This window comes from Gulosibacter sp. GYB002, assembly GCF_036577665.1.
GTDB lineage: Bacteria > Actinomycetota > Actinomycetes > Actinomycetales > Microbacteriaceae > Gulosibacter > Gulosibacter hominis.
The window spans coordinates 139,385-159,118 of record NZ_JARBDD010000003.1 but is presented as its reverse complement, the minus strand read 5'-3'; the positions used below and the strand labels follow the sequence as shown (position 1 = coordinate 159,118).

The 19,734-nt window shown below is 61.6% G+C and carries 21 protein-coding genes; 10 read left to right on the top strand and 11 right to left on the bottom strand.

Translation table 11 applies throughout. From position 1 onward, the window contains the following. Positions 1 to 4 precede the first annotated feature (4 nt). The gene (mgtE, locus tag PV375_RS02845) at positions 5 to 1,357 is read left to right on the top strand and encodes a magnesium transporter (RefSeq protein ID WP_332106045.1); all 1,353 of its coding nucleotides are present in this window, start codon (positions 5 to 7) and stop codon (positions 1,355 to 1,357) included. On the opposite strand, the gene PV375_RS02840 is transcribed toward mgtE, so the two are convergent. Both PV375_RS02840 and PV375_RS02835 read right to left on the bottom strand, forming a co-directional pair. Continuing rightward, positions 1,346 to 1,708, bottom strand: a complete 363-nt coding sequence (locus PV375_RS02840; protein WP_332106044.1) for a DUF488 domain-containing protein — start codon at positions 1,706 to 1,708, stop codon at positions 1,346 to 1,348. The two genes, mgtE and PV375_RS02840, sit on opposite strands and share 12 nt — an antisense overlap. Positions 1,709 to 1,897: 189 nt before the next feature. After that, a complete protein-coding gene (locus tag PV375_RS02835; protein ID WP_332106043.1) occupies positions 1,898 to 2,479 on the bottom strand; it encodes a GNAT family N-acetyltransferase in 582 nt (193 codons plus the stop codon). Between the two features lie 170 nt (positions 2,480 to 2,649). Between PV375_RS02835 and PV375_RS02830 the strand changes: the two genes are divergently transcribed. Further along, positions 2,650 to 4,272 carry an ABC-F family ATP-binding cassette domain-containing protein gene (locus PV375_RS02830; protein WP_332106042.1) on the top strand — a complete coding sequence of 541 codons (1,623 nt, stop codon included), beginning with the start codon at positions 2,650 to 2,652 and terminating at the stop codon, positions 4,270 to 4,272. A 58-nt stretch (positions 4,273 to 4,330) separates the two neighbouring features. Next, positions 4,331 to 4,654, top strand: a complete 324-nt coding sequence (locus PV375_RS02825) for a putative quinol monooxygenase (protein WP_332106041.1) — start codon at positions 4,331 to 4,333, stop codon at positions 4,652 to 4,654. 63 nt (positions 4,655 to 4,717) lie between these two features. On the opposite strand, the gene pcp is transcribed toward PV375_RS02825, so the two are convergent. Beyond that, positions 4,718 to 5,356 carry a pyroglutamyl-peptidase I gene (gene pcp, locus PV375_RS02820; protein ID WP_332106040.1) on the bottom strand — a complete coding sequence of 213 codons (639 nt, stop codon included), beginning with the start codon at positions 5,354 to 5,356 and terminating at the stop codon, positions 4,718 to 4,720. Positions 5,357 to 5,456: 100 nt separating this feature from the next. On the opposite strand from pcp, the gene relB reads away from it, so the two are divergent. After that, positions 5,457 to 5,669, top strand: coding sequence for a type II toxin-antitoxin system RelB family antitoxin (gene relB, locus PV375_RS02815; RefSeq protein ID WP_201518385.1), 213 nt, complete (start codon positions 5,457 to 5,459; stop codon positions 5,667 to 5,669). Positions 5,670 to 5,821: 152 nt separating this feature from the next. Here relB and PV375_RS02810 read toward each other — a convergent pair whose 3' ends face one another. From PV375_RS02810 to PV375_RS02800, 3 genes are all read right to left on the bottom strand, one after another. After that, complete coding sequence (locus tag PV375_RS02810) at positions 5,822 to 6,346, bottom strand: GNAT family N-acetyltransferase (protein WP_201521282.1); 525 nt, start codon at positions 6,344 to 6,346, stop codon at positions 5,822 to 5,824. A 565-nt stretch (positions 6,347 to 6,911) separates the two neighbouring features. Further along, positions 6,912 to 7,349, bottom strand: coding sequence for a type II toxin-antitoxin system VapC family toxin (locus PV375_RS02805; RefSeq protein ID WP_201518387.1), 438 nt, complete (start codon positions 7,347 to 7,349; stop codon positions 6,912 to 6,914). Next, positions 7,346 to 7,579, bottom strand: a complete 234-nt coding sequence (locus PV375_RS02800) for a FitA-like ribbon-helix-helix domain-containing protein (RefSeq protein WP_201521284.1) — start codon at positions 7,577 to 7,579, stop codon at positions 7,346 to 7,348. Before PV375_RS02800 ends, PV375_RS02805 begins: the two co-directional genes overlap by 4 nt. A 174-nt stretch (positions 7,580 to 7,753) precedes the next feature. Between PV375_RS02800 and PV375_RS02795 the strand changes: the two genes are divergently transcribed. Next, on the top strand, positions 7,754 to 8,182 hold the full coding sequence (locus PV375_RS02795; RefSeq protein ID WP_201518389.1) for a GNAT family N-acetyltransferase: 429 nt from the start codon (positions 7,754 to 7,756) through the stop codon (positions 8,180 to 8,182). 75 nt (positions 8,183 to 8,257) lie between these two features. On the opposite strand, the gene PV375_RS02790 is transcribed toward PV375_RS02795, so the two are convergent. Further along, positions 8,258 to 8,632 (bottom strand): SMI1/KNR4 family protein, encoded by a 375-nt coding sequence (locus tag PV375_RS02790; RefSeq protein WP_201518390.1) that lies wholly within the window; start codon positions 8,630 to 8,632, stop codon positions 8,258 to 8,260. 197 nt (positions 8,633 to 8,829) lie between these two features. Here PV375_RS02790 and PV375_RS02785 point away from each other — a divergent pair, with 197 nt between their 5' ends. Together PV375_RS02785 and PV375_RS02780 are read left to right on the top strand one after the other, a co-directional pair. Beyond that, a complete protein-coding gene (locus tag PV375_RS02785; RefSeq protein WP_201518391.1) occupies positions 8,830 to 10,194 on the top strand; it encodes an SWIM zinc finger family protein in 1,365 nt (454 codons plus the stop codon). A 47-nt stretch (positions 10,195 to 10,241) separates the two neighbouring features. Then, positions 10,242 to 13,514, top strand: coding sequence for a hypothetical protein (locus PV375_RS02780; protein WP_332106039.1), 3,273 nt, complete (start codon positions 10,242 to 10,244; stop codon positions 13,512 to 13,514). 49 nt (positions 13,515 to 13,563) lie between these two features. Here the strand turns inward: PV375_RS02780 and PV375_RS02775 are convergent, their stop codons facing one another. Both PV375_RS02775 and PV375_RS02770 read right to left on the bottom strand, forming a co-directional pair. After that, positions 13,564 to 14,595: an LLM class flavin-dependent oxidoreductase gene (locus tag PV375_RS02775; RefSeq protein ID WP_201518393.1), complete on the bottom strand. Its 1,032-nt coding sequence runs from the start codon at positions 14,593 to 14,595 to the stop codon at positions 13,564 to 13,566. Positions 14,596 to 14,674: 79 nt separating this feature from the next. After that, positions 14,675 to 15,157, bottom strand: a complete 483-nt coding sequence (locus PV375_RS02770; RefSeq protein WP_201518394.1) for a hypothetical protein — start codon at positions 15,155 to 15,157, stop codon at positions 14,675 to 14,677. Between the two features lie 218 nt (positions 15,158 to 15,375). On the opposite strand from PV375_RS02770, the gene PV375_RS02765 reads away from it, so the two are divergent. Both PV375_RS02765 and PV375_RS02760 read left to right on the top strand, forming a co-directional pair. Further along, positions 15,376 to 15,519, top strand: coding sequence for a CopG family transcriptional regulator (locus tag PV375_RS02765; RefSeq protein WP_201518395.1), 144 nt, complete (start codon positions 15,376 to 15,378; stop codon positions 15,517 to 15,519). After that, complete coding sequence (locus PV375_RS02760) at positions 15,516 to 16,088, top strand: hypothetical protein (RefSeq protein ID WP_201518396.1); 573 nt, start codon at positions 15,516 to 15,518, stop codon at positions 16,086 to 16,088. The genes PV375_RS02765 and PV375_RS02760 overlap by 4 nt, the downstream gene beginning before the upstream one ends. Positions 16,089 to 16,168: 80 nt before the next feature. On the opposite strand, the gene PV375_RS02755 is transcribed toward PV375_RS02760, so the two are convergent. Continuing rightward, positions 16,169 to 16,714, bottom strand: a complete 546-nt coding sequence (locus PV375_RS02755) for an alpha/beta fold hydrolase (protein WP_230972604.1) — start codon at positions 16,712 to 16,714, stop codon at positions 16,169 to 16,171. Between the two features lie 272 nt (positions 16,715 to 16,986). Between PV375_RS02755 and PV375_RS02750 the strand changes: the two genes are divergently transcribed. Continuing rightward, complete coding sequence (locus tag PV375_RS02750) at positions 16,987 to 17,943, top strand: DUF1963 domain-containing protein (protein ID WP_201518397.1); 957 nt, start codon at positions 16,987 to 16,989, stop codon at positions 17,941 to 17,943. A 26-nt stretch (positions 17,944 to 17,969) separates the two neighbouring features. On the opposite strand, the gene PV375_RS02745 is transcribed toward PV375_RS02750, so the two are convergent. After that, a complete protein-coding gene (locus PV375_RS02745) occupies positions 17,970 to 19,667 on the bottom strand; it encodes a hypothetical protein (RefSeq protein ID WP_201518398.1) in 1,698 nt (565 codons plus the stop codon). Positions 19,668 to 19,734 lie beyond the last annotated feature (67 nt).

Here is a 19,734-nt window from a genome sequence, read left to right as displayed (position 1 = left end):
GTCGATGTCTTCGACACCCCACACGCTAATTAACGAAAAAGAGCTGTATGCGGCCCTGCGCGAGGGCGACGTGCCAAAACTCTCGGCCATGCTGAGCGACTGCCCCGCCAAGACCGCATCCGCGCTTATGGGGCGACTCCACCGCGAGCACCGCGCCCTGCTGTATCGCACGCTTCCCAAAGACACCGCCGTGGAAGCATTCGACGACCTCGATGCCACGCTAAAAGCCGACCTGCTCGGCGGGCTACTCGCCCCCGAAGTCACCGCGGTGTTTGAAGAGATGGACCCCGACGACCGGGCAGAGCTGCTCGACGAGCTGCCCGCATCGGTGGCAACGCGGCTGCTGGCGGGACTATCGGAGGATGAGCGCGAGCTCACCGGTATCGTGCTCGGCTATCCCGAGGGATCGATCGGCCGCCGGATGAGCCCCGAGCTGATTACGCTCCACCCAAATATGACCGTCCAGGCGGCACTCGAAGCGGTGACAAAGCACCTCGACAATGCCGAATCCATCTATACGCTGCCGGTTGTCGAATCTGATCGTCGCCTGGCGGGGGTGCTCAGCCTGCGCGATCTCATGCGCGCACCGGCCAATGAGCTGCTGGAAAATCTCATGCAGCCAGCCGACCTCGCGGTTGCTCACGAGTCGGCCGAAGCAGCCGCTCGACGCTGCGCCGACCGCAAACACCTGGCGCTGCCGATTGTCGACCGCGAGCACCGCCTGGTGGGGCTCCTCACCGTCGACGATGCGCTGCAAATTCTCGAAGACGCCAACGCCGAAGACCAGGCCCGCATGGGTGGTGCCGAGCCGCTGCGTCGCCCCTACCTCGCCACCCCGATTGTGGAAATTGTGCGATCGCGGGTGGTGTGGTTGCTCGTGCTCGCGGTGGGCGCGACCCTCACCGTTCAGGTGCTGCAGGCGTTTGAAGACACGATTTCGCAGATGGTGGTGCTCTCGATGTTTGTGCCGCTGCTGATCGGCACGGGTGGGAACACCGGTAATCAGGCCGCCACCACAGTAACCCGTGCCCTCGCCGTGGGCGATGTGCACAATCGAGACGTTGGCAAGGTGCTGCTGCGTGAAGTGCGGGTGGGCGCGCTTCTTGGAGTTCTACTCGGCACCCTCGGTTTTGCCATCGCCGGGCTGTTCTATGGCTGGGATGTGGGCGCGGTGATCGGGCTCACCCTCACCGCGATCTGCACGCTAGCGGCCACGGTCGGCGGCGGAATGCCGATGGTGGCTAAGAAGCTCGGCATCGACCCGGCGGTATTCGCCAACCCGTTCATCACCACGCTGGTGGATGCATCGGGCCTGATTGTGTATTTCCTCATCGCCAAGGCGGTGCTAGGTATCTAGCTGTTCCCGCAGCCATTCCGACAGAATCGGCATATGGCTCTCGTCCGGTTGTTTGGCGTCGGTGAGCAACACGATTTGCGTGTCAGCGGCGAGTTTTCGGATTGCGCTGATGTCTTCGGAAGTGTCGACATCGTCGAGCTCGGCTCGGTAGCGGGCCGCGAACTCTTCGTATCGCGCATCCCGATCGGCGTGAAACCAGCGCCGCAACTCCGTTGACGGGGTCAAGCTTTTGGCCCAGTAATCAATCCTCGCGCGTGCTTTGCTGACACCGCGCGGCCACAACCGATCGACAAGAATTCGGGCTCCTGCGGGAGCATCCTCGTCACGTACTCGTGCGCTGACAATCTTCATCTCACCGACGCTAGTTGGGCGCGCTGTGAGCCCGGTGCTAACAGGATGGCGGCGTCAACATTGTTATCGCCAAAGCCGAGCTGGGCATTTCGTTCGAGCGCAATGTGCCAGATGTGGATGTGATCGCGACGACCCGGCCCGAAGGTGCCGTTCGCTCTCACTCAGCGAGAGCGGTTCTGGCTAGTCATTTCACTCCTCAAGTGTCACCCAGTGCTCGTCGATCACGAACCCGAGCGCTTCATTAGTGCGAATGATTGCGGTGTTGCGCATCGATCCGCCCGTACGCACCCGCTCGACGCCGGCATTTGCGAGCGCAACAATGGCAGCAGCTTTGAGAGCGGTAGCAACTCCCCGACCGCGCCAACGCGGCGCAACGACGGTGAAGTCGATCTCGGCGAAAGTGCCCGATGCATCCATGTCGAACCACGTCATCGCCACAAGTTCACTGTCGCGAAAAGCGCCCCAGGCTCGCCGGGTCGGCGTCGGGCAGGCGGTTTTTCGAGTGAGTGGCGCGTGCGCAGTGGCAACACCACCCGGATAGTCGCCGAGCGTCAGTGCGTCGAGGTCCAGGACGCACGACATATCGTCGGCGACAAGCGGCCGGGTGCAGAGATCTGGTGTGTCGATGCGCGCAAGTTGCTGCCGCACCCCGGGGGTGATCCGCAGCTCGGCACCAAACGATTCTTCGGTGATCCTCCAGCCGCGAGCGCACAGCTGCGCCACCTGCGGGTCTGCCGCTGGCAATACCTTCGGCGAGGGCTGGATTGTCATGGCTGCTGCTTCGTTTTCCTCGAGTCTGTAGGTCGTTGTTGAAACCGCGAACATGCTAGGGTCGCATGAGTTCGTTGTTATTCAACACCAAGGATGTGCTGTTCCGATGAGCCTGTGATCTCTACTCGGCCGTGCCGAGACGTCGTATCTGCTCGACACATCTGGAGATCATGTTGTCTGCCATCGAAATCAACGACCTGTGTTTTTCCCACACTTCTGCACCGCTACTTGAAAGCATTACGTTCAGCGTCGACGACGGTGAACGTGCCTGTCTCATCGGCCCAAACGGCTGCGGCAAATCAACCCTGCTCGATCTCGTGCGCGGCACACTCGATCCAGAGTCGGGCAGCGTCCAAATTCGAGGGACTCAGCTCGCGACACTCTCGCCACCGGTCAATAGCAACCAGACTGTCGGCAGCTATCTCGATATCGCTCTGCATAATCTGCGCAAAATCGAGTCGCGATTCTCCACGGTAACTGCCGCACTCGCCGAGACAACCGATTCGCCACAGCTTGCGGTTGAGTATGATGCTCTTCTTGCCGCGATGACCACGCACGATATTTGGTCGCTGGATGCACGCATCAATGAGACCCTTGCTGGGCTCGGTATCGACCAGCTCACCGGGGACGGGCAGAACCGCTCACTGTCAACGCTCTCTCCCGGCCAGGTTGGACGCCTCGAGCTTGCCGCAACACTGCTCGCGAATCCCGAGGTGCTGATCCTCGACGAACCGACAAACCATCTCGACCAGGAAGCCGTCGAGTTCCTCACCGAACTGCTCCTGGCGCATCCTGGCCCGCTGTTAATGGCGAGCCATGACCGCAAGTTCGTCGACGCGGTGGCGACCGTCATCTACGACCTCGATATCGCACCCTGGCAGGCCATCGCGACCGCGACGGGCACCGGTGCGCTCCACGGGATATATCGATGCTCGGGGACTTACAGCGACTATTTGGTCGCGAAACAGCATGCCCGAGCCACCCACCAACAGCTGCACGGCGAACAGCAGACCACAAAACGAAACCTGAAGTTGCACCGTCGCGAGAGCTCGTCAATCGCCCACGGTGGGGTGCGACTTGCGGAAGCCCAGGGCATGGCACGCAAGTTCTTCGCCGATCGAGCGGCGGCCACCGCCACTCGCCGCACCCGCAGCGATGATCACCGGCTCCGCGAACTCGAGGCACACGAGGTGAGGCGGCCCCGAGAGTACGAACTTCAACTCTCACTGCATGCCGTAAGATCCCGAACCGGGCTGGCGGTGATGGCGCGAGCTGCCGAAGTGCGCGGCAGATTGTCTTCGACGACATTCGACCTGGCGCACGGTGAGAGCCTGCTCGTGACTGGCACGAACGGTTCGGGGAAATCGACCCTACTCACGTGGCTGGCGCAGGGCACAGCCCCCGGCGAAGCCAGTGGCACACTCACTGTGGCCGGGCATCTGGCGGCTGTGCCACAGCGGCTCCCGCAGCTGGGCGACGTAGGCTTCGGCCGCACCGTGTGGCGAAACGGAATCGGTGAGCTTGGGGCAGGCGTACTGCATCCGTCAATGTGGAACACCCCGATCTCCAGCCTTTCGGAGGGGAATCAGCGCCGCGCCCAACTCGCCGTTGCGATCTCGCAACAACCAGAGATACTCATCGTCGATGAACCAACCAACTATCTCGATCTCGACACTATCGAGGCGCTGGAAGCTGCCTTCTTCGAGTGGAACGGAACTCTGGTGGTCGCCACTCACGACCGCTGGTTGATCGAAAAATGGGCCGGGATGCGCATCGATTTGCAGCTGCCATGAGTGCGATCATCAGCGGCGCGGGTTACGCTCAGCACACGCTTCGTGAAAGGACAGTTCCATGATCATCATCAACGTGAAATTCAACGTCAAGCCCGAGTTTGTTGACCGCTGGCCCGAGATCATCCGCCCCTTCACCGAGGCGACCCGGGCAGAACCCGGCAACCGCTGGTTTGAGTGGTCGCGCAGCCTGGAAGAACCTTCGACGTTCGTGCTCATCGAGGCGTTCGATGATGACGGTGCCGCACCGCACGTGCAGTCAGAGCATTTCCGCCAGATGCAGCAGGAGTTTCCGCAGTATCTCGCCGCAACCCCGCAGATTATCTCGCGCCAGGTCGAGGGTGATGAGGGCTGGGGCCCGATGGCAGAGCTCGCCGTCGAATAACCCCGGTTGCGCTTTCGGCGCCGGTTGCATTTCGGTGCAGCTGGCGCCTGGCAACGCCCAGCCCTAATGCGTGGTGCCGGCGACAAGCGCAATATCTTCGTCGTTTTTGACAATCGCCTCGATTGCCGCAGTGAGTGCGGTAACGATGCTGTCAAGCGGTAGCGACGGGGTATCCGCGCGACCGACAACCTGCTCGGATGCATATGGCACATGCACAAATCCGCCGCGCGTGTGCGAATCACGAAGGTGGTGGAGGATGCCGTACATGAGGTGGTTACACACGTAGGTGCCCGCGGTGTGTGAAAGTTCGGCGGGAACGCCCGCAGCGCGGATTGCCTGCACCATCGCTTTGACCGGCAGGGTCGAAAAATATGCGGCGGGCCCCTCGGCAACGATCGGCTGATCGAGCGGTTGCGCTCCAGCATTGTCGGGGATGCGCGCATCATCAAGGTTGATGGCGACACGTTCTGGGGTTACCGCTGCCCGCCCGCCTGCCTGACCGATCGCGAGCACGGCGGCCGGCTGTGTTTTTTCGATGGCTTCGGTGACTACCCGGATGGACCGGTTGAACTCGGTTGGCACGACGCAGGTGGCGATGCGGGCGCCGGCGATAGTTTCGGGCAGGGCCCGCATTGCGTCGAGCGCTGGGTTTCGGTCTTCGCCACCGAAGGGTTCAAATGCGGTCACGAGAATCGTTGCCATGCCGGTACGCTACCGAAATTGGCTGGCCCGGGGGAGGGGCGCTTGCCGGCAGCCCACGACCGTGAATACCTTGTATTCAGCGCGGTGAAACGGAGAAACGATGAGCACAGTGACAGTGCGCATGAGCGAAGAAGACGCTGCGCTCGTGCGCAAATTCGCACAGTTCGAGGGCGTCACGATCTCTGATTTCGCTCGCACCGCCATCCTGGAAAAGATCGAAGATTCCTACGACCTCCAAGAACTACGCGAAGCAATCGCACGCGACTCCGGCGAACGCTTCAGCATCGACGAAGTGTTCGCCGAGCTCGACTAATGTCACCCCGGTCCGGCAGCTACCGCGTTGAGCTCGCCGCGCGAGCACGCAAGCAGCTCAAGAGGGCGTTATTCCGAAGCTCACTCGTGTTCGGAATCTGTTTCGAGCATGCGCGCGTCCTCTCTTGCGACACGCGAATCTCGACGGTGCTGTCAGTGGGAAGGTTGCGGCCGCAACGCACACATTTTGACGCTATCCCAGCGGCGACCATCCCAGGCGCGTGCCTCAGGAACCCGGCCACACTCAACAAAACCGCAGCGCTTCGCCGACGCGATCATCCGCTCATTACCCGACCACGTCTGCAACGTGACAACATGCGCATCCGTCTCATCGAACGTCGCCGCCAGCCACTGTGTCAGCGCCGTCCGACCGACTCCCCTACCCCACCAGCGCGGATCGAAAATGGTAATGCCGATCTCCCACCAACCGCCGCCAGCAGGTGCCTCTTCGAAACGCGTGACCACACCAACAGGCTCACCGTCAACCTCGATGATGCGACGGTCTTGACTTTCGAAACTGGCCGATTCTTGCCGGTCGAACTCATCCCTGCTGGGGCTTGCGGATGCCTCAAAATAGGGGCCATCCCAGCGCTTCCATTCCGCATCCGGGGTGCCGTGCATCCAAGTCCACAAGAAATCAAGATCGGCGGGCACCATCGGCCTGAGCGTCAAATTCATCACATCAGAATGCCACGGCCTACTCAGGCCGCACAAACAAGCACCGGCAGTACGTCGGCAGGGGGCAAGCCCCGTGGACTGCACCTCTAGACCCTAACCACGGGATGAAACGAGACTGACCCGAATCTCACGCTCTTTGCTGTCACTGAGCCCGGCTTGCTTCGGGCCACCGCGCTGCACTTCATATTTGAGCGCAGCAGCGAGTGTGTCGTGCAACGGACGCGCCACCAGGCCATTTGCAGTCTGGGCGAGAGACTCTCACCGGCCTCGCGGTGACCTTCATTGGAGTCATCCGATGCTCAGGCTGCCGGGAGCGGAGTGTGACCCTAGGCCCCCAACCAGGACGCAGACTGCAACTCAGACTCCAAAATTTGAAGTGTGAGTTGCAGTCTGAAGTCATGATGTGGACGCTGGACGATCTATCGTGGGCCCTCGATCAGATACGAACGCGGCGCGGATCCCCAGCGGGCTGGACATACGAATCATGCAACCCGCTTTTCACATGCACTGCAATCATGACCAACCACACCTAGTTGTAGTTCCTCGTCAGGTGCAGTCGTGTCGACTAGGAAGCGGGATGCGAAGCCCCTGTCCAGGGGTCAACTAGCGAGACACCAGTTCCCAGAAAATCCTTGATATTACGAGTCGCACAGACTGCGCCTCGGGCGCGACAGATCGCTGCTACTTGCGCATCTCTCATCGAAATCGGCAGCCCGGCAGATCCTCGTTCGGCAAAGATGCTGGCATAGTGCGATGCCGCCAAGTCATCAAAGGCGAGGATCGCATCCGTATCGCGATACAGCCGCAGGACACCTTCGACCTGTTCAGTGAGGACAGCCTTGCGTTTGCCACTCGGGAGCCGGCGCAGTCCGGCCAGCAGCTCCGCAAGAGTGATGGCAGTGATGGCCACGTCATCGGTTACCGATTCCAGCCAAGCTACGACCTGGGCACTTGGATGAGGTCGGAGCACCTCTGAGACCACGCTGGCGTCGAGGACAATCACGAGAACTCCACTGCGCGGGCGCGGTCGGATCGCTCAGTAACCGGCAGCTCCTCAACCCCACCAACCGACTGGCCTGCACGCAACAGCGCCAAACCAATGTTCGGCTGCGTCGCAGCCCGGGTCAGAATCTCTCGAACTTCAGCTTCCATGGAGCGCCCACGCTTTTTTGCCTGAGCAGCAAGCCGAGCCTTGACCGACTCGTCAAGACCCCTGACGACAATCGATGCCATAGTGCCCACCTCCAGAAACGATTGCACACATGCAATCACTGCGAACGGCGTTGGAACTGAGGGCATCAGCAGGGGCGACGCCGTCTGAGCCGCTGTGCAGAGCTAAGACTCTAAAAGTTCCCGTGTGTGCGACCAGCCGGGGTCTTCATTGATTTCTGCATTAGGCTCGCGGACATGGAACTCGTGACTTACATGCACGATGACGTGCCCACGCGAGAAGAACTGGTTTCGCTCTACGATTCCGTCGGTTGGACGGTCTACACCCGCACCCCCGAACGACTCGAAGCAGCAATTGGCGCCTCGCTTCGGGTCGTCACCGCGCGAGCTGGCCGCGAACTCGTGGGGCTTGCCCGCATCGTCGGCGATGGGCTCACGATCGCCTATTTGCAGGACATCCTCGTGCGACCGAGCCACCATCGCCGCGGGATTGGCCGCGAGCTATTTTCACGCGCATTCGAGCCCTACGCCAAGGTGCGCCAAAAAGTGCTCATGACCGACTGCGGGCAGGCCACGCGGTCGTTTTACGAAGCCATGGGCTTCACCGAAACCCGCGACCTCGGCGATCTCAGCGAACAGGTGCGCGTTTTTGTGCACTTCAGCTGAGCGGATGCTCAATAGCGGGAGCTTTGCTCACCAAAAAATCGAAGCACCAGGCGCCAGGGCTAGGGCCGACGAGCATCACTCGTCAAAAAGCAGCTCGATTGGTTCCGTTTCCCGCAGCTCGTGGTCCCAAACATAGAAGCGGTCGTCGCCGGGCAGCAGAACGATAGCGTTGCCTTCCTGGTCCTCGGCGACAGCAACGGCATCCTGCGGGAATCCGTCGGCCTGGGTGCGCCACGTTTCGGTTTCTTTCACCACGTGATTCGCCGAGCGGCCAAGCCGGCGCCGGTCGGAATCGTCATACACCGGGTAGAGGAACCAGTATCCCTCCTCGGCGTCGTCGATTTCACCGCCGTTCTCTGACATCAGGCGCTGACGCAAAACGTCCGGGAAGGTGCGCCCCAATGCTTCCTCAGCAGCGAGGATGCGTGATTCATCAACAGGAAAAGCCACACGCCCAGGCTACTCGAAGCCCCTGTCCCCTGGCGACAATTATCAATACTCAGATGCCGGACACAACAGCACGCCGCTCCACATACCTCACCGCTAAGCGGTCTCCTTGCCACCCTCCGGCAACCCACGCGAGGTCAAGTAGGCTGAGCGTCAAATACGGCTTGCTAGCGACGAAAGGCACCGGCTTGGAGGCGTAGATGGAAAGGATCTTCTCCGCAGAAACCACTCTCGTGGACAACCGGCTCAGGCTCGCACTCGCGCCCGGGCTGGATCCTGATGGACTCAACGCATCCCCCAGTTTTTTCCACGGCTTCGCAACCCACCCGCAGGTGCTCGCCCGCGGGCTCGTGACACTGGCCGACATCACCGCCACCCGCTATTACAACTTCACTCCGATGTCGGAGCGCGACCCGATCCTTTCCGCACACGGCGATCGACTGCGAGCCGAGTGTTTTTCGGGATGCAACGCCGTCTACGCATGCTTCGAGTTGATGGGCTCGGGCCTTGACGGCGGCGACATCGGACGCGGCACCACCAACGTCGACATCGGCCCCGCGTCCAGGGCGATGCTGTCCAATCTGCCGCGCCATGAACTCCTGCATCTCGACGTCGGCGCAGAGGGTCTGCGGGCGGCGACGCTGACGACGTCCACGGTTGAGCGTCCCGTGACGATGCCGTCACGCTGGCTGCCCGCGCTGGGCAACGCGGCGCAGTCGCAGCAAGGTTTCGTCGAGGCGTTCCGGGTGCCGGCCTCGGGTGCGCGCCGGTTCCTTGCCGGATTACCTCCTGCGAGCGCGTCCGGGCATTCTGCCTGGCTGTCCTCGTCTCGCGGCGCGGTCAACGCCAGTGCGGTGGCGACGCCAGGGGCGGTACTGGTCAGTGGTCTGCAGCGGCTGAGCGCACTGAAACGGCTGATGCCGCACGTGCAAGGACTCATTGTCCACGGTCCCGCCGACGAGCACATCGTTGGCGCGATGATCACTCTGCTGCTTCCGGACGCCCGGCTCACCCTCGGGCTCACCGATAAGGAATGGCGCGGCTACTCCGGCGAAGGCTCCCTACTGGCCTCGCTGGCAGAACCGAACGTCACGGAGGACGCCAACTTGGTGAGCGCCATGTTGGCCTTTGAGCCGGTTATCGATGTGCACCGCCTTTCCAATGACACCGCGCTACCCGAGGCCCGGGTAAAGTCCGCGCTGGCGCTGCTCGCGGCCTCGGGCCGTGTGGGTTGGGACGTCAACGACCAGGCCTACTTCCATCGCGAACTGCCTGACTCGCCCGAACGGGTCGAAAAGGACAACCCACGGTTGACTGCAGCGCAGAAGCTCGTGTCCGCCGGCGCCGTGCGGAACGCCGGTTCGGATGCCTGGATCGTCACATCAGGCGACGCCGAATATGGCGTGCGGCTCGGCTCCGATGCTGCCATCCCAGAGAAGGGCGCCACCTGCAGCTGCACCTGGTACCTCTCACACGGCGGCGACCGTGGGCCGTGCAAGCACGTTCTCGCAGTTATGCTGACCCGCAGCCAATCGGCGACGAACCAGCAGTCAGTGAATGCGTAGGCAAAAGAAGCGACCAGCCCCACCGAACGACAGGGACTCGAACGGCAGTGAATCCGAGGCTGAATGAGGCCGTTGAAATCTTCCGTGAATTAGGTTGGGACACGGCTGATGTTGCCGATGCGCCAACGCTGCCGCTCGGCACGAAAGAACAACAGAAGGTGGCCTTAGCCGGTCTGAGAACCGGCGACTGGGGCGAGTACGGGAAGGTCGGGCCGGACACTTACGGCTGGATCAGCGCGGTGGACGTCGATGAAACCATGCTGGCGCTGTTTGAGTTGCGGCTCGGTGTGATCCCGCACAGGGCATTGTGGCTGCTGCAGCATGCCGACGATGTTGTTTTGGCCAGGTGTGTCGCCCAACGCGGCGAGGCTTACGCCGCCGAGTTCATTGATGAAGTGTGCCTGCCGCTCCTGAGGGCGTCTGAGCACTCCCTGTCCGCCCATGGGGAGGCGGCCGTCCGGTTGGTGTGCGACCTCGGGCTAGCCGTCCCAGAAAAAATCGACTACCTCAAAGACTGGGCAGTGGTGGCGCTTGCGGCGCTTACCGGTGACGTCGCCGAAATCCCATGGCCTGAAAAACATGCGCTCCCGACCTTTGAAGAACTGCGCCCTTCATTTGACGAGCACTGGCGGGCAGCACTGCATTCAGGTGTACCCATGACGGGGCCTTTGGGCAAGCTTCTTTCCGCTGCGGTCAAAGCAGGGCTAATCGAGCGCAGCGCGGGGATGGAGCAGCTCTTTGCGTCTTTGGATGCGGCGGTGCGTCCTGGTGATCGTAAAGCACTCACGTCGTTGATCGTGAACGACATCGCGGTGACCGACGATGAACTGGTGACCCGCGTCGATGCGCTGATCCCCGTCCTGAGTCACGGCGAAGGGCCGATCGTCGAGAGCTTCGGCCCTCGACTGATCGCGAACGTAGCCGACGACCTGGTGGGAGAAGTGGCTCTGGCTTGCCTGTACGTGAAGACACAGAAGGCAGTGCGACAAGTGTTGACTGCTTTGAAGCAGCGCGACTTTCCGGGGCAGGCGAGTGCAGAACTGCTATACGACAGACTGAGTGAACTTGCCCAGTCCCGCGACAAAGCCACGGCGAAGCTGGCCGAGGCGGTGCTGGCGAATTGGAACGTGACCCCCGCGGTCGCAAGCGAAGAGCCCGAGGTCACCGGGCTGTGGCAGCCAACTCCAGAGCTGTGGAGCGTCCCGAGGTTTGAGCTGGGTGAGGTCACCCCGGAGGCGTTGACCGAAGCGCTTCGAGTGTTGACATCTCGCGGTGACATTGCTGTGCTCGACTTGGACGCAGAACGATTCCTGGCGCTGGCGGTCGCACTGGCTAACCACAGCCTGGACGACACCCGAAGGGCGCTCAGTGGGATCTCGTCGGCGCTCTGGGCACAGGTCGTCCGTAACTGGTTGGCGGGGGACCCGGCGCGTCCCCGTTGGCAAGCGGGAAGTTTCTTGTGGTACATGCGTGTTGAAAGCACGTTTGACCACCTCGGGCAGATCCCCTGTCTGTTATCGCAACCATCGCGGGTTGATCTGAGTGTCGAGTTCGACGATCTGGTTGCGTCCTTGGAAAAGTACGCCGCCGCAAACGTCCCGGTGCTGCAGGCTGACCTGGTTATGGCGCTGGCTCGCCTCGACGTGACGAAGGCGGACGCTAAAGCCAGCCTGCCCGAGGTTCCGGTGAAGCTGGCAAACGGCAGGCTGCTACTTCGAAACACAGCCCAAGTAATCATGTCCTACCTGAAGAGACCATTCGTCGATATGGAGGCGCCTTTTGCCTTGTCAGACCGCAATGGCAACTTGGCCTGGCCCAAGTCGTTGGTTGGGTTGGACTGCAATATGATCGTCAATAACCGGATCAAGAACTGCTTCGGGGTATTCCCCAACTGGGGTGATGCCCTGAATATCGACCTTGATCGACGACTCTACCCGGACTATGCATCGGTCATGGCTCGGCAGTTAGCTCACAGCGCCAAGCCGCTTGGGCCGGGCGGGGCGGTGAATTTGCTGGCCGTGCAACGTCACGGACGCCCGCAGTATGCCACCGAGTCAGCGTTAGCGCTACAAGAAGCCTGGGAGCGCGGGCTTTTAGTGCCCGGCGTTGCTGACATCGACTACCTCGACTGGGATGCTCAGCTGAGCAACATCGCATCATTTGTTGAGTCGTTGCGCGACGCAGCGGATCGTGGCATGTTGTCGGTTGTCTGGCCGGTGTTGGACGACGTGCTCTTCGCCTCTCTCAAAGCCCCGCGGATGTTGGCAGGCACCGCCGAGGCAGCGCAGGCGATGCAAGACTATGTTGGCGAGGTGCTGGCTGCGGTCACCTCGGGTGTTGCACCGGCGTCAGCGTTGGAGGTGCCGGGGGTACGTGCGTTGGCGGCTCGGAGCGGGTCGTCGAAGGCGGTTGTCGCTGCCAAGGCCGTCGTCGAGCAATTGCCCGACCGGCAGGTGGAACCTCCGCAGCCTGCTACGCCTACGTTCGACGTAGCGCGGTTCGAACGGATCTGGCCGGCGACGGCCGGGACCAAACCGAACATCCCAGATGGGGCGACGTACTCGCTGCGCGAGTCGAGTTCGAACACAAAGCAGCCCCACCTGCAACTCGACATGGTTGTTCCCAGCTACCCGGCGTCCGTATTCGAAATTGAAAGCCCGACCAGACTGTTCCACGACATCGCGGAGAAGAGGCAGCCCATTGCCAAGCGCGTGAGCCAGGACGAGCCGGAAGGCACGAAATGCTGGCTGCACTGGGACGGCAAAGCCTGGGTGACCAACGATTTCAAGAACCGGAGCGTGGGCACGAAGAACCGACAGAGCGGGGCTACACCCGAGCTTTCCGACGCGCTGGTTGCGGTATTGATCGCTTACCTGGCGGTGCGCGCCGACGACGCACACCAGAAGCGGGAATGGCCGGCGGAACGACTGCAAGAATTGGCCGAGAAAGGGGCCTACGGCTCCGCAGCAGTAAAAGCCGCCACGATCGGTTTGCTGACGTACCACGAGGTGTGGAGCCCGGCGCGAGTGGTGTACATCCTGGAGAAGCAGCCTGAACTGCTGCCGTTCCTGTGGCCAACGTTGAGCGAACCCCTGCGGTTCGCCGCGAACCAGGAGGCGGTACCGAAGTGGGTGAACCGTGTCCTCGACGTTGTGACGCTGCACGCCGAGTTCCTGCTCGAAGCCACCCGCCGAGGTTACGTCCCGGCTGACGCGTGGGACGGAATCGGCGTGCTGGCAGCTAAGAAGGGTTCGTCCGCGGCGTTGAAGAAGGCCCGGGCGCTGGCCGCAGACTTTGGCACAGCCAAGTCGCGGAGCTGACTGAAGACGTCCACGAGGCGACCATCGAGGAGGTCAAACGCGGGCGGCGTCAAGGATTCGACGACGCGTTCGCCGGCTCCCAGCCGAGTTCGGGCGCAACGTACTTCGCGAACGATTCGAGCACGTGCAGGTTGTACTGGGTGCCGACCTGGTTGGGAATCGTCAACATGAGTGTGTCCGCCGACATCACCGCTGCGTCCGCCCGCAACTGTTCGACGAGCTTGTCCGGCTCGTCCGCGTAGGTACGGCCAAACGTCGACGTGTAGCCGTCAATGACACCCACCTGGTCACGGCCTTGGCCGCCCCTGCCGAAGTAACGACGGTCAAGGTCGCTCACGATCGGGAACACCGAACGGCTGACCGACACGCGCGGCTCCCACCCGTGCCCGGCCTCGGCCCAAGCGTCGCGGTACTGCTGGATCTGCTCAGCCTGCAGGTCGCCCAGGCTCGCGCCGGTCGCCTCGGTAAGCAGCGTCGAGCTCATGAGGTTGACCCCCTGCTGCGCACTCCACACGGCGGTGTCCCGGCTTCCGGCACCCCACCAGATGCGACGATCCAAGCCCGGCGAATGCGGCTGGATGCCGAGCCGGCTACCGACGGGGAACTGCTTCGGATCGGCATCGACCACCTTCTCGCCGCGGATCGCCGCCATGAACAGCGGGAACTTCTCGCGCGCAATGTCCGCCCCGCGCGGGTCGGTCGAGCCGGTGTAGCCGAATGCCTCCCAACCACGATCGGCGGGCTCCGGCGACCCGCGACTCACGCCCAGGGCGACGCGGCCGTCGGCGATGAGATCGAGTGCGGCAGCCTCCTCGGCCAAGTAGAGCGGATTCTCGTAGCGCAGGTCGATCACGCCGGTGCCGACCTCGATGTGCGTGGTGCGCGCCGCGATCGCCGAGAGCAGTGGCATCGGCGAGGCCGCCTGCCTGGCGAAGTGGTGCACGCGGAAGTAGGCGCCGTTGACACCCAGCTCATCGGCGGCGACGGACAACTCAATGGCGCTGTGCAACGACGCTCGAGCGTCAAACGAGTCACCTTCCGGACCGTGATGACCAAAACTCAGGAATCCAAAGCGCTTCACGATCCTCCTAATTGAATGCTCAACAGCATAGCGAGTACGCTTCACCAGACCGCACGTAGCGAATCCACGCCAAGCAGCGTTAATCGGCAGACCCAGAAAGCGACGTCCGTTCTTTAGCGGCATCCCTGCGTCCTATCACCGCGACAACAACGCCCACGATGTAGGACACAATCACCCCAAGGCCACACAGCAAAAACAATATTGAGGAAAGCTCTAGCGCCTCCCGCCCCACAAACACAGTGAAGGCGGATTTCACGCTCTCCTGGGTGTCACCGCCATCAACGATGAAGAATCCAGCAAGGAAGAGAAACACGGTCATCGCGATGAAGGCCCAGGACTCGCGCCACCCGAAGGTCTTATACGGCCTTTCCTTTACGCTGCGCACGGGGATACACCACAGACCAATAAGCGAAACTGCAACGATTAGCCCTACTGGAAGTGAGAAGAGCACCATCCAGCCGCCCGCCCCGAACATAATCCGCCCCATGGCAAAGAACGCCGTCCCTAACAGACTCAGGACAAGCGCCGCAGCAGAGCTGATGTGGACATTCCTGTAGCTCATGCACCACATCCTATTTACTAAACCAGGCGTAACCCTTCCCCACTCCAACAGCACTCCCACCGAGCATGGTTCGGACCGGACCTCGGTGGCCGGGCACCACGAGGATGGCGTCGCGGGTCCGAAGAGCCTGCGACCCCGTGGCGAGCGTTAGCCCAGCAGCCGAGGCGCCACTTCAGTGCAGCGCCCACCCCAAAACCTAGTGTGCTAGCATCCTATCCATGACCGAGAAGTCCCAGTTCAACGTCTATCTGCCGCGCGAGCTCGTCACACAGGTGAAGCACCGCGCCGTAGATGAGAACACCAGCCTGTCCGCGCTCGTCGAGAAGGCACTGACCGAGTACCTGCAGAAGGAGCAGTCATGATCGTGCACCCCGTCATCACCACCCCGAACCCGGAGCGGTGGATCGCACTGCTGAAGGCGCTCGGCGCCTCGGTGTCCACTCACGACGACGGCACTCACCTGGCCGAGTTCGCCGGCGGTCGGCTCTCGGTCACCTCCGGAGACTCCCCCGGCGTGGAGTTCGGCCTCGAAGAGGTCCGAGGCGAGCTACCGGTGAAAAGCGGTGCCGTGCAGGTGGCCCCGCTGCTGTGCACACCGCAGGTCGAGAAGACCGCGCAGATGCTCGCGGGCCAGGGGCTGCAGAGGCGGCTAACCTCGGACAGCGGCGACTGGGCAGATCTGGTCGGCGACGGGATCGTGGGTGTGCATATCGGCCGGGAGGAGTCCACGGTGATAGCCTTTGAGGCCGCGGATGTGGAGGCCTTGAAGGAGCCGCTGGAAGGGGCCGGGTTCCGCGTGGCCCTGGTGGATGAGGCCTACGGCCGGACCCTGCACGTGGAGCATCCGGACGATCCCCGCCAGGAGGCTGAGATCTGGATCAACGAGACTCAGACCGACACCTACGGGTACACGCGACACGATGAGGACTGAGTCGGCCATCGTCGAGAAGCCCTCAGGGGCAGGGACTCACACGTTAACGCGGAACTCGACCGAGCTCCGGCTGGGAACCATCAGCGCCCGTGGTCGTGCGTGGCATCGGTTCGCTGGCGGTCCAGCCAGCGACTGAGCGCGTCGATCCACATGTCGAAGGCGTCGAGGTGCGCGTCATGGCTACCGCCATCGAGATCAATCCTGTCGGTCTGGGACCTGCGCCGAATCAAAGCTTCCCGATCACCGCTGCCTTTCACATGCCCTTCCAGCATCACGAGCCATTTGACCAGGTCTGGTCGTGCCACCGCGACGAGGAACGCGGTATGGGCTCCCATCGACTGCCCGACGAGCACCGCGCGCTGCCGAGGGACGAGCTCCTCGAGCACTGCGACGACGTCTCCGACGAAGGCATCGCGCGACAAGTCATTGGGAAGCCGTGTACTCGCACCGTGCCCCCGCTGGTCCACGAGTAGCACCCGATATCCCGGTAACGCTTGCGCCGTTGGCAGCAGCTCGCGCGAGCTCCCCGCGAGATATGCGCCCATGCAGATTCCGAGGTAGCTTCCACCGGTAGCAAAATAGTCACGTAGCCCGCGGATGTCGCGGCCAAGGCCGTCGTCAAGCAATTGCCCGACCTGGATGCGGCACTGCCACGAGTGCCCCGGCCCGAACGGTGCGGATTATAACCATCCGACCACCCCAGACACAGCCCGCCCAGAGCAAAGAACGCCGCCTCTAACAGACTCAGGACAGGCACCACGACGGGGTGGATAGGGACATTCCAGTAGCTCATCCACCGCATCCCACTTACAACCCTGGCTATCTACTGCAGCGTTCTTTCTTTTAAGTACAATCCCTGATCAACCACCTTGTTTCCCTAGAGGAAGAACCAGCCACCATGCCAGAGTTCTCAGCACAGGTTCAAGCGCTACGGTCACTGATCGAGTCGGGAGAGCTCATCTCCGAAGACGCTGATGGCCTAATCCAACTTGCTAAACCAGCCGTAACCCTTCCCTACTCCAACAGCACTCCTACCGAGCATGGTTCGTACTTCGGTGGCAGGCCGTATCTTCCGGAAGGTTCGGCCTGGCCCGTCGCAAAGAGCGGTCAGCCATTGCTCCATGTCATTCAGCTAAATTTTGCCGATATTGTCCGTCATGTGCGTGCGGAGGGAGCATCGGAAAGCGAAGCAACTCTCGGCGGATTGATTCCGGGGTCAGGAATTTTTCAACTCTTTGTCGGTGCTGATCCGCTCTATGGCGGATTTGATTCGAATTCGTCTGGCGACGGCATGGAAATTCGCTACATCCCTGAGCCTGCGGAAGGGTTTGGCAACCACAGCTTTCCTGGACCTCATACCGCGGAGCCTGCCGCATTCGATGAACAGGACGAGGATTATTGCTCCCCGTTTAGCAAGGATCTTGGGGAGGTTATGAACTCGCCGATTTCTTTGTCGAGCGCAGTGGCAATGATCCCTCCCACTGACCAAGCAGTGTACGAGGCTTGGGAGTCCGAAAAGGACGATGACTTTTTTGATAACGATGACTACTTTGACGAGCTAGTTGAGTTGCGAGCCGCAGCCAGTAACCAAAGCAACATTATGCTTGGCGGTTTCCCAGCCTTCGCACAAGACCCTACGCAGCCTGATGGGTACGTTCACTTCCTGGAGATTGATTCCACATATCTGGAAGAAGAAGAGCTTCCCTTCGAAGCGATGTGGGGCGATCTAGGTGTGGCCCACGTATTTCTGCACCCGGACGCATTGCAGAAAATGCACGAGGGCGAGGCCGTGGTGTACCGCTCCGAAAATACTGGCACGACGGATGGTGCTGTTTTTTACTGGGATTGCGGCTAATTTCCAGTGGGTGACCTATAAGAACGTCACAAGTGCGAGTGGAGTGCATCGCTGAGAGTTCTCGCTTTTTTGAGTGCAGCACTCGAACCTTTCTGCGAGGCAAAGGCGTGCAGACCATCCCACGCGTCCGCGGGAATGTAACCACGGCGGGTAGCTTCAGCAAGGATTTGGTGGTGCACAGTTACCACGTCGAGCACCCGGTTAACCCACCTGGGCACAGGCGTGTGCTCGGCAGCAAAAACCAGCGGTTCGGTGACCATCGGCCACAACGCGGGCAGGAGTTCCGGTTTCGTCTCAAGATCGTGAATGGCGCGTGCGGGGCTCCACGCCCCACCCGGTATCAGTTGGGGTACCACGGCTCGGACGGTGGCCCATCCGAGCTTTCCCGAGACGACCAACTGCTCTACGTCGTTGCGCGGGATAGTCACGTCACCGTCGGTCGCAAGATCGGTCAAGCACACACCAAACAATGAGTCTGAACGCGTTTTTTGCTCGGTAATTCGCTTGTTCTTCCGGCGTTGCCACGCATTGCGTTCCTTATTGCCGAACGGTTCAGCAACCATCTGTTTGCCGTCAAAGAACACTCGCTCATTCTCGGTAGACAGCACCCATCCTTCACTCAGGAATGCACCCGTGAAGGTGCTGAGTTTCACTGTCTGGCCCGTGGGGAGTGTGAGGTGGCACATCAACCTGCGGTGACTCGCATGAGGATCGTCCCAGTGTGCACTGATCTGGGCGCCGTCATCGATGCGGGAAGCGGTTCCCGCATCAGGTGGCCACACGCGGTGAAATTCCTCTGCGTCAAGTTCTTCGGCGTTGAACTCTTCGGATTTAGAATCCGAAGCCTTGCGCGTGGGGAGTTCTTCAGCAGCGGGTTCGGGGGCCGCTACTCCCCAGGCGTCTAGTACCCGTTGTGCCTGCTTCGCTAGCGCCGCATTCTTCTCCACGGCTAGCTCGCCCACCCGGTCTGCCAGCAGGTGAATCTGTTCAGACTCCAAGTCTTTCCTGCCTGCCAGCGCCTCAACTACCGCGCGCTTTGCCTTCACTGTTTTGGCGTACAGAGCAGGTAGAGCCACTTCAGCAACCACCTCGGGAGGGGCGAATGAAATGAGCCGAGGTGCGAGCGCCTCCACCACCGGCCCCTCACCCACGCTGATCGCGGGAACCAACACCGCCACCCGGTCCAACAGCTCGGAATCGCGGACGCTCAACTCCTCCTTGATAATCCGCACCAGTTCCTTGCGGTCCCCGGGCTTGGGGGCGGTGTCCAGTCCGGTGATGGCGAGTTGCAGGGCGTCATCACGGCTGATGAGGCCCTGTTGAACCCCCATGAGGAGCACTGCGCCCAACGGGCCATCCACGGAGCCGCCCAGCTCCAGTGCGGCGCGCAGGTGAGTGGCAAATGATGGGCGCAGGTCGTCGAGGGACGGAATCCATGAGCCGCGCCCAGGTGTTTGACCTGTGAGTCCTTGGTGAGCCGTCACGGTCCAGGCTTCGAGGCACGGAAGTGTGTAGGGCATCTCCAAGCCGTGTTTGAGGATCAGACCCACGGCCACGTTTTCGCTCATTGCATCCGCATTCGCCCACAGCCAGCACGCGCGTTCAGCAAATGCGAGCGCAAAGTCCTCATCACGTTGTAGAAGGCAGTCCAAGAGCGCTTGGTCTGACCCCTTAGCCAGTTCTGCTGCCCGCCGCCCGTTCACTCCCAACCGAATGGCGAACATGCCGAGCATCCCAGGGTCAACGTCCACGCTTGGAGCTCCCTTTTGCAGGCCCGCGAGCGCGGCACGC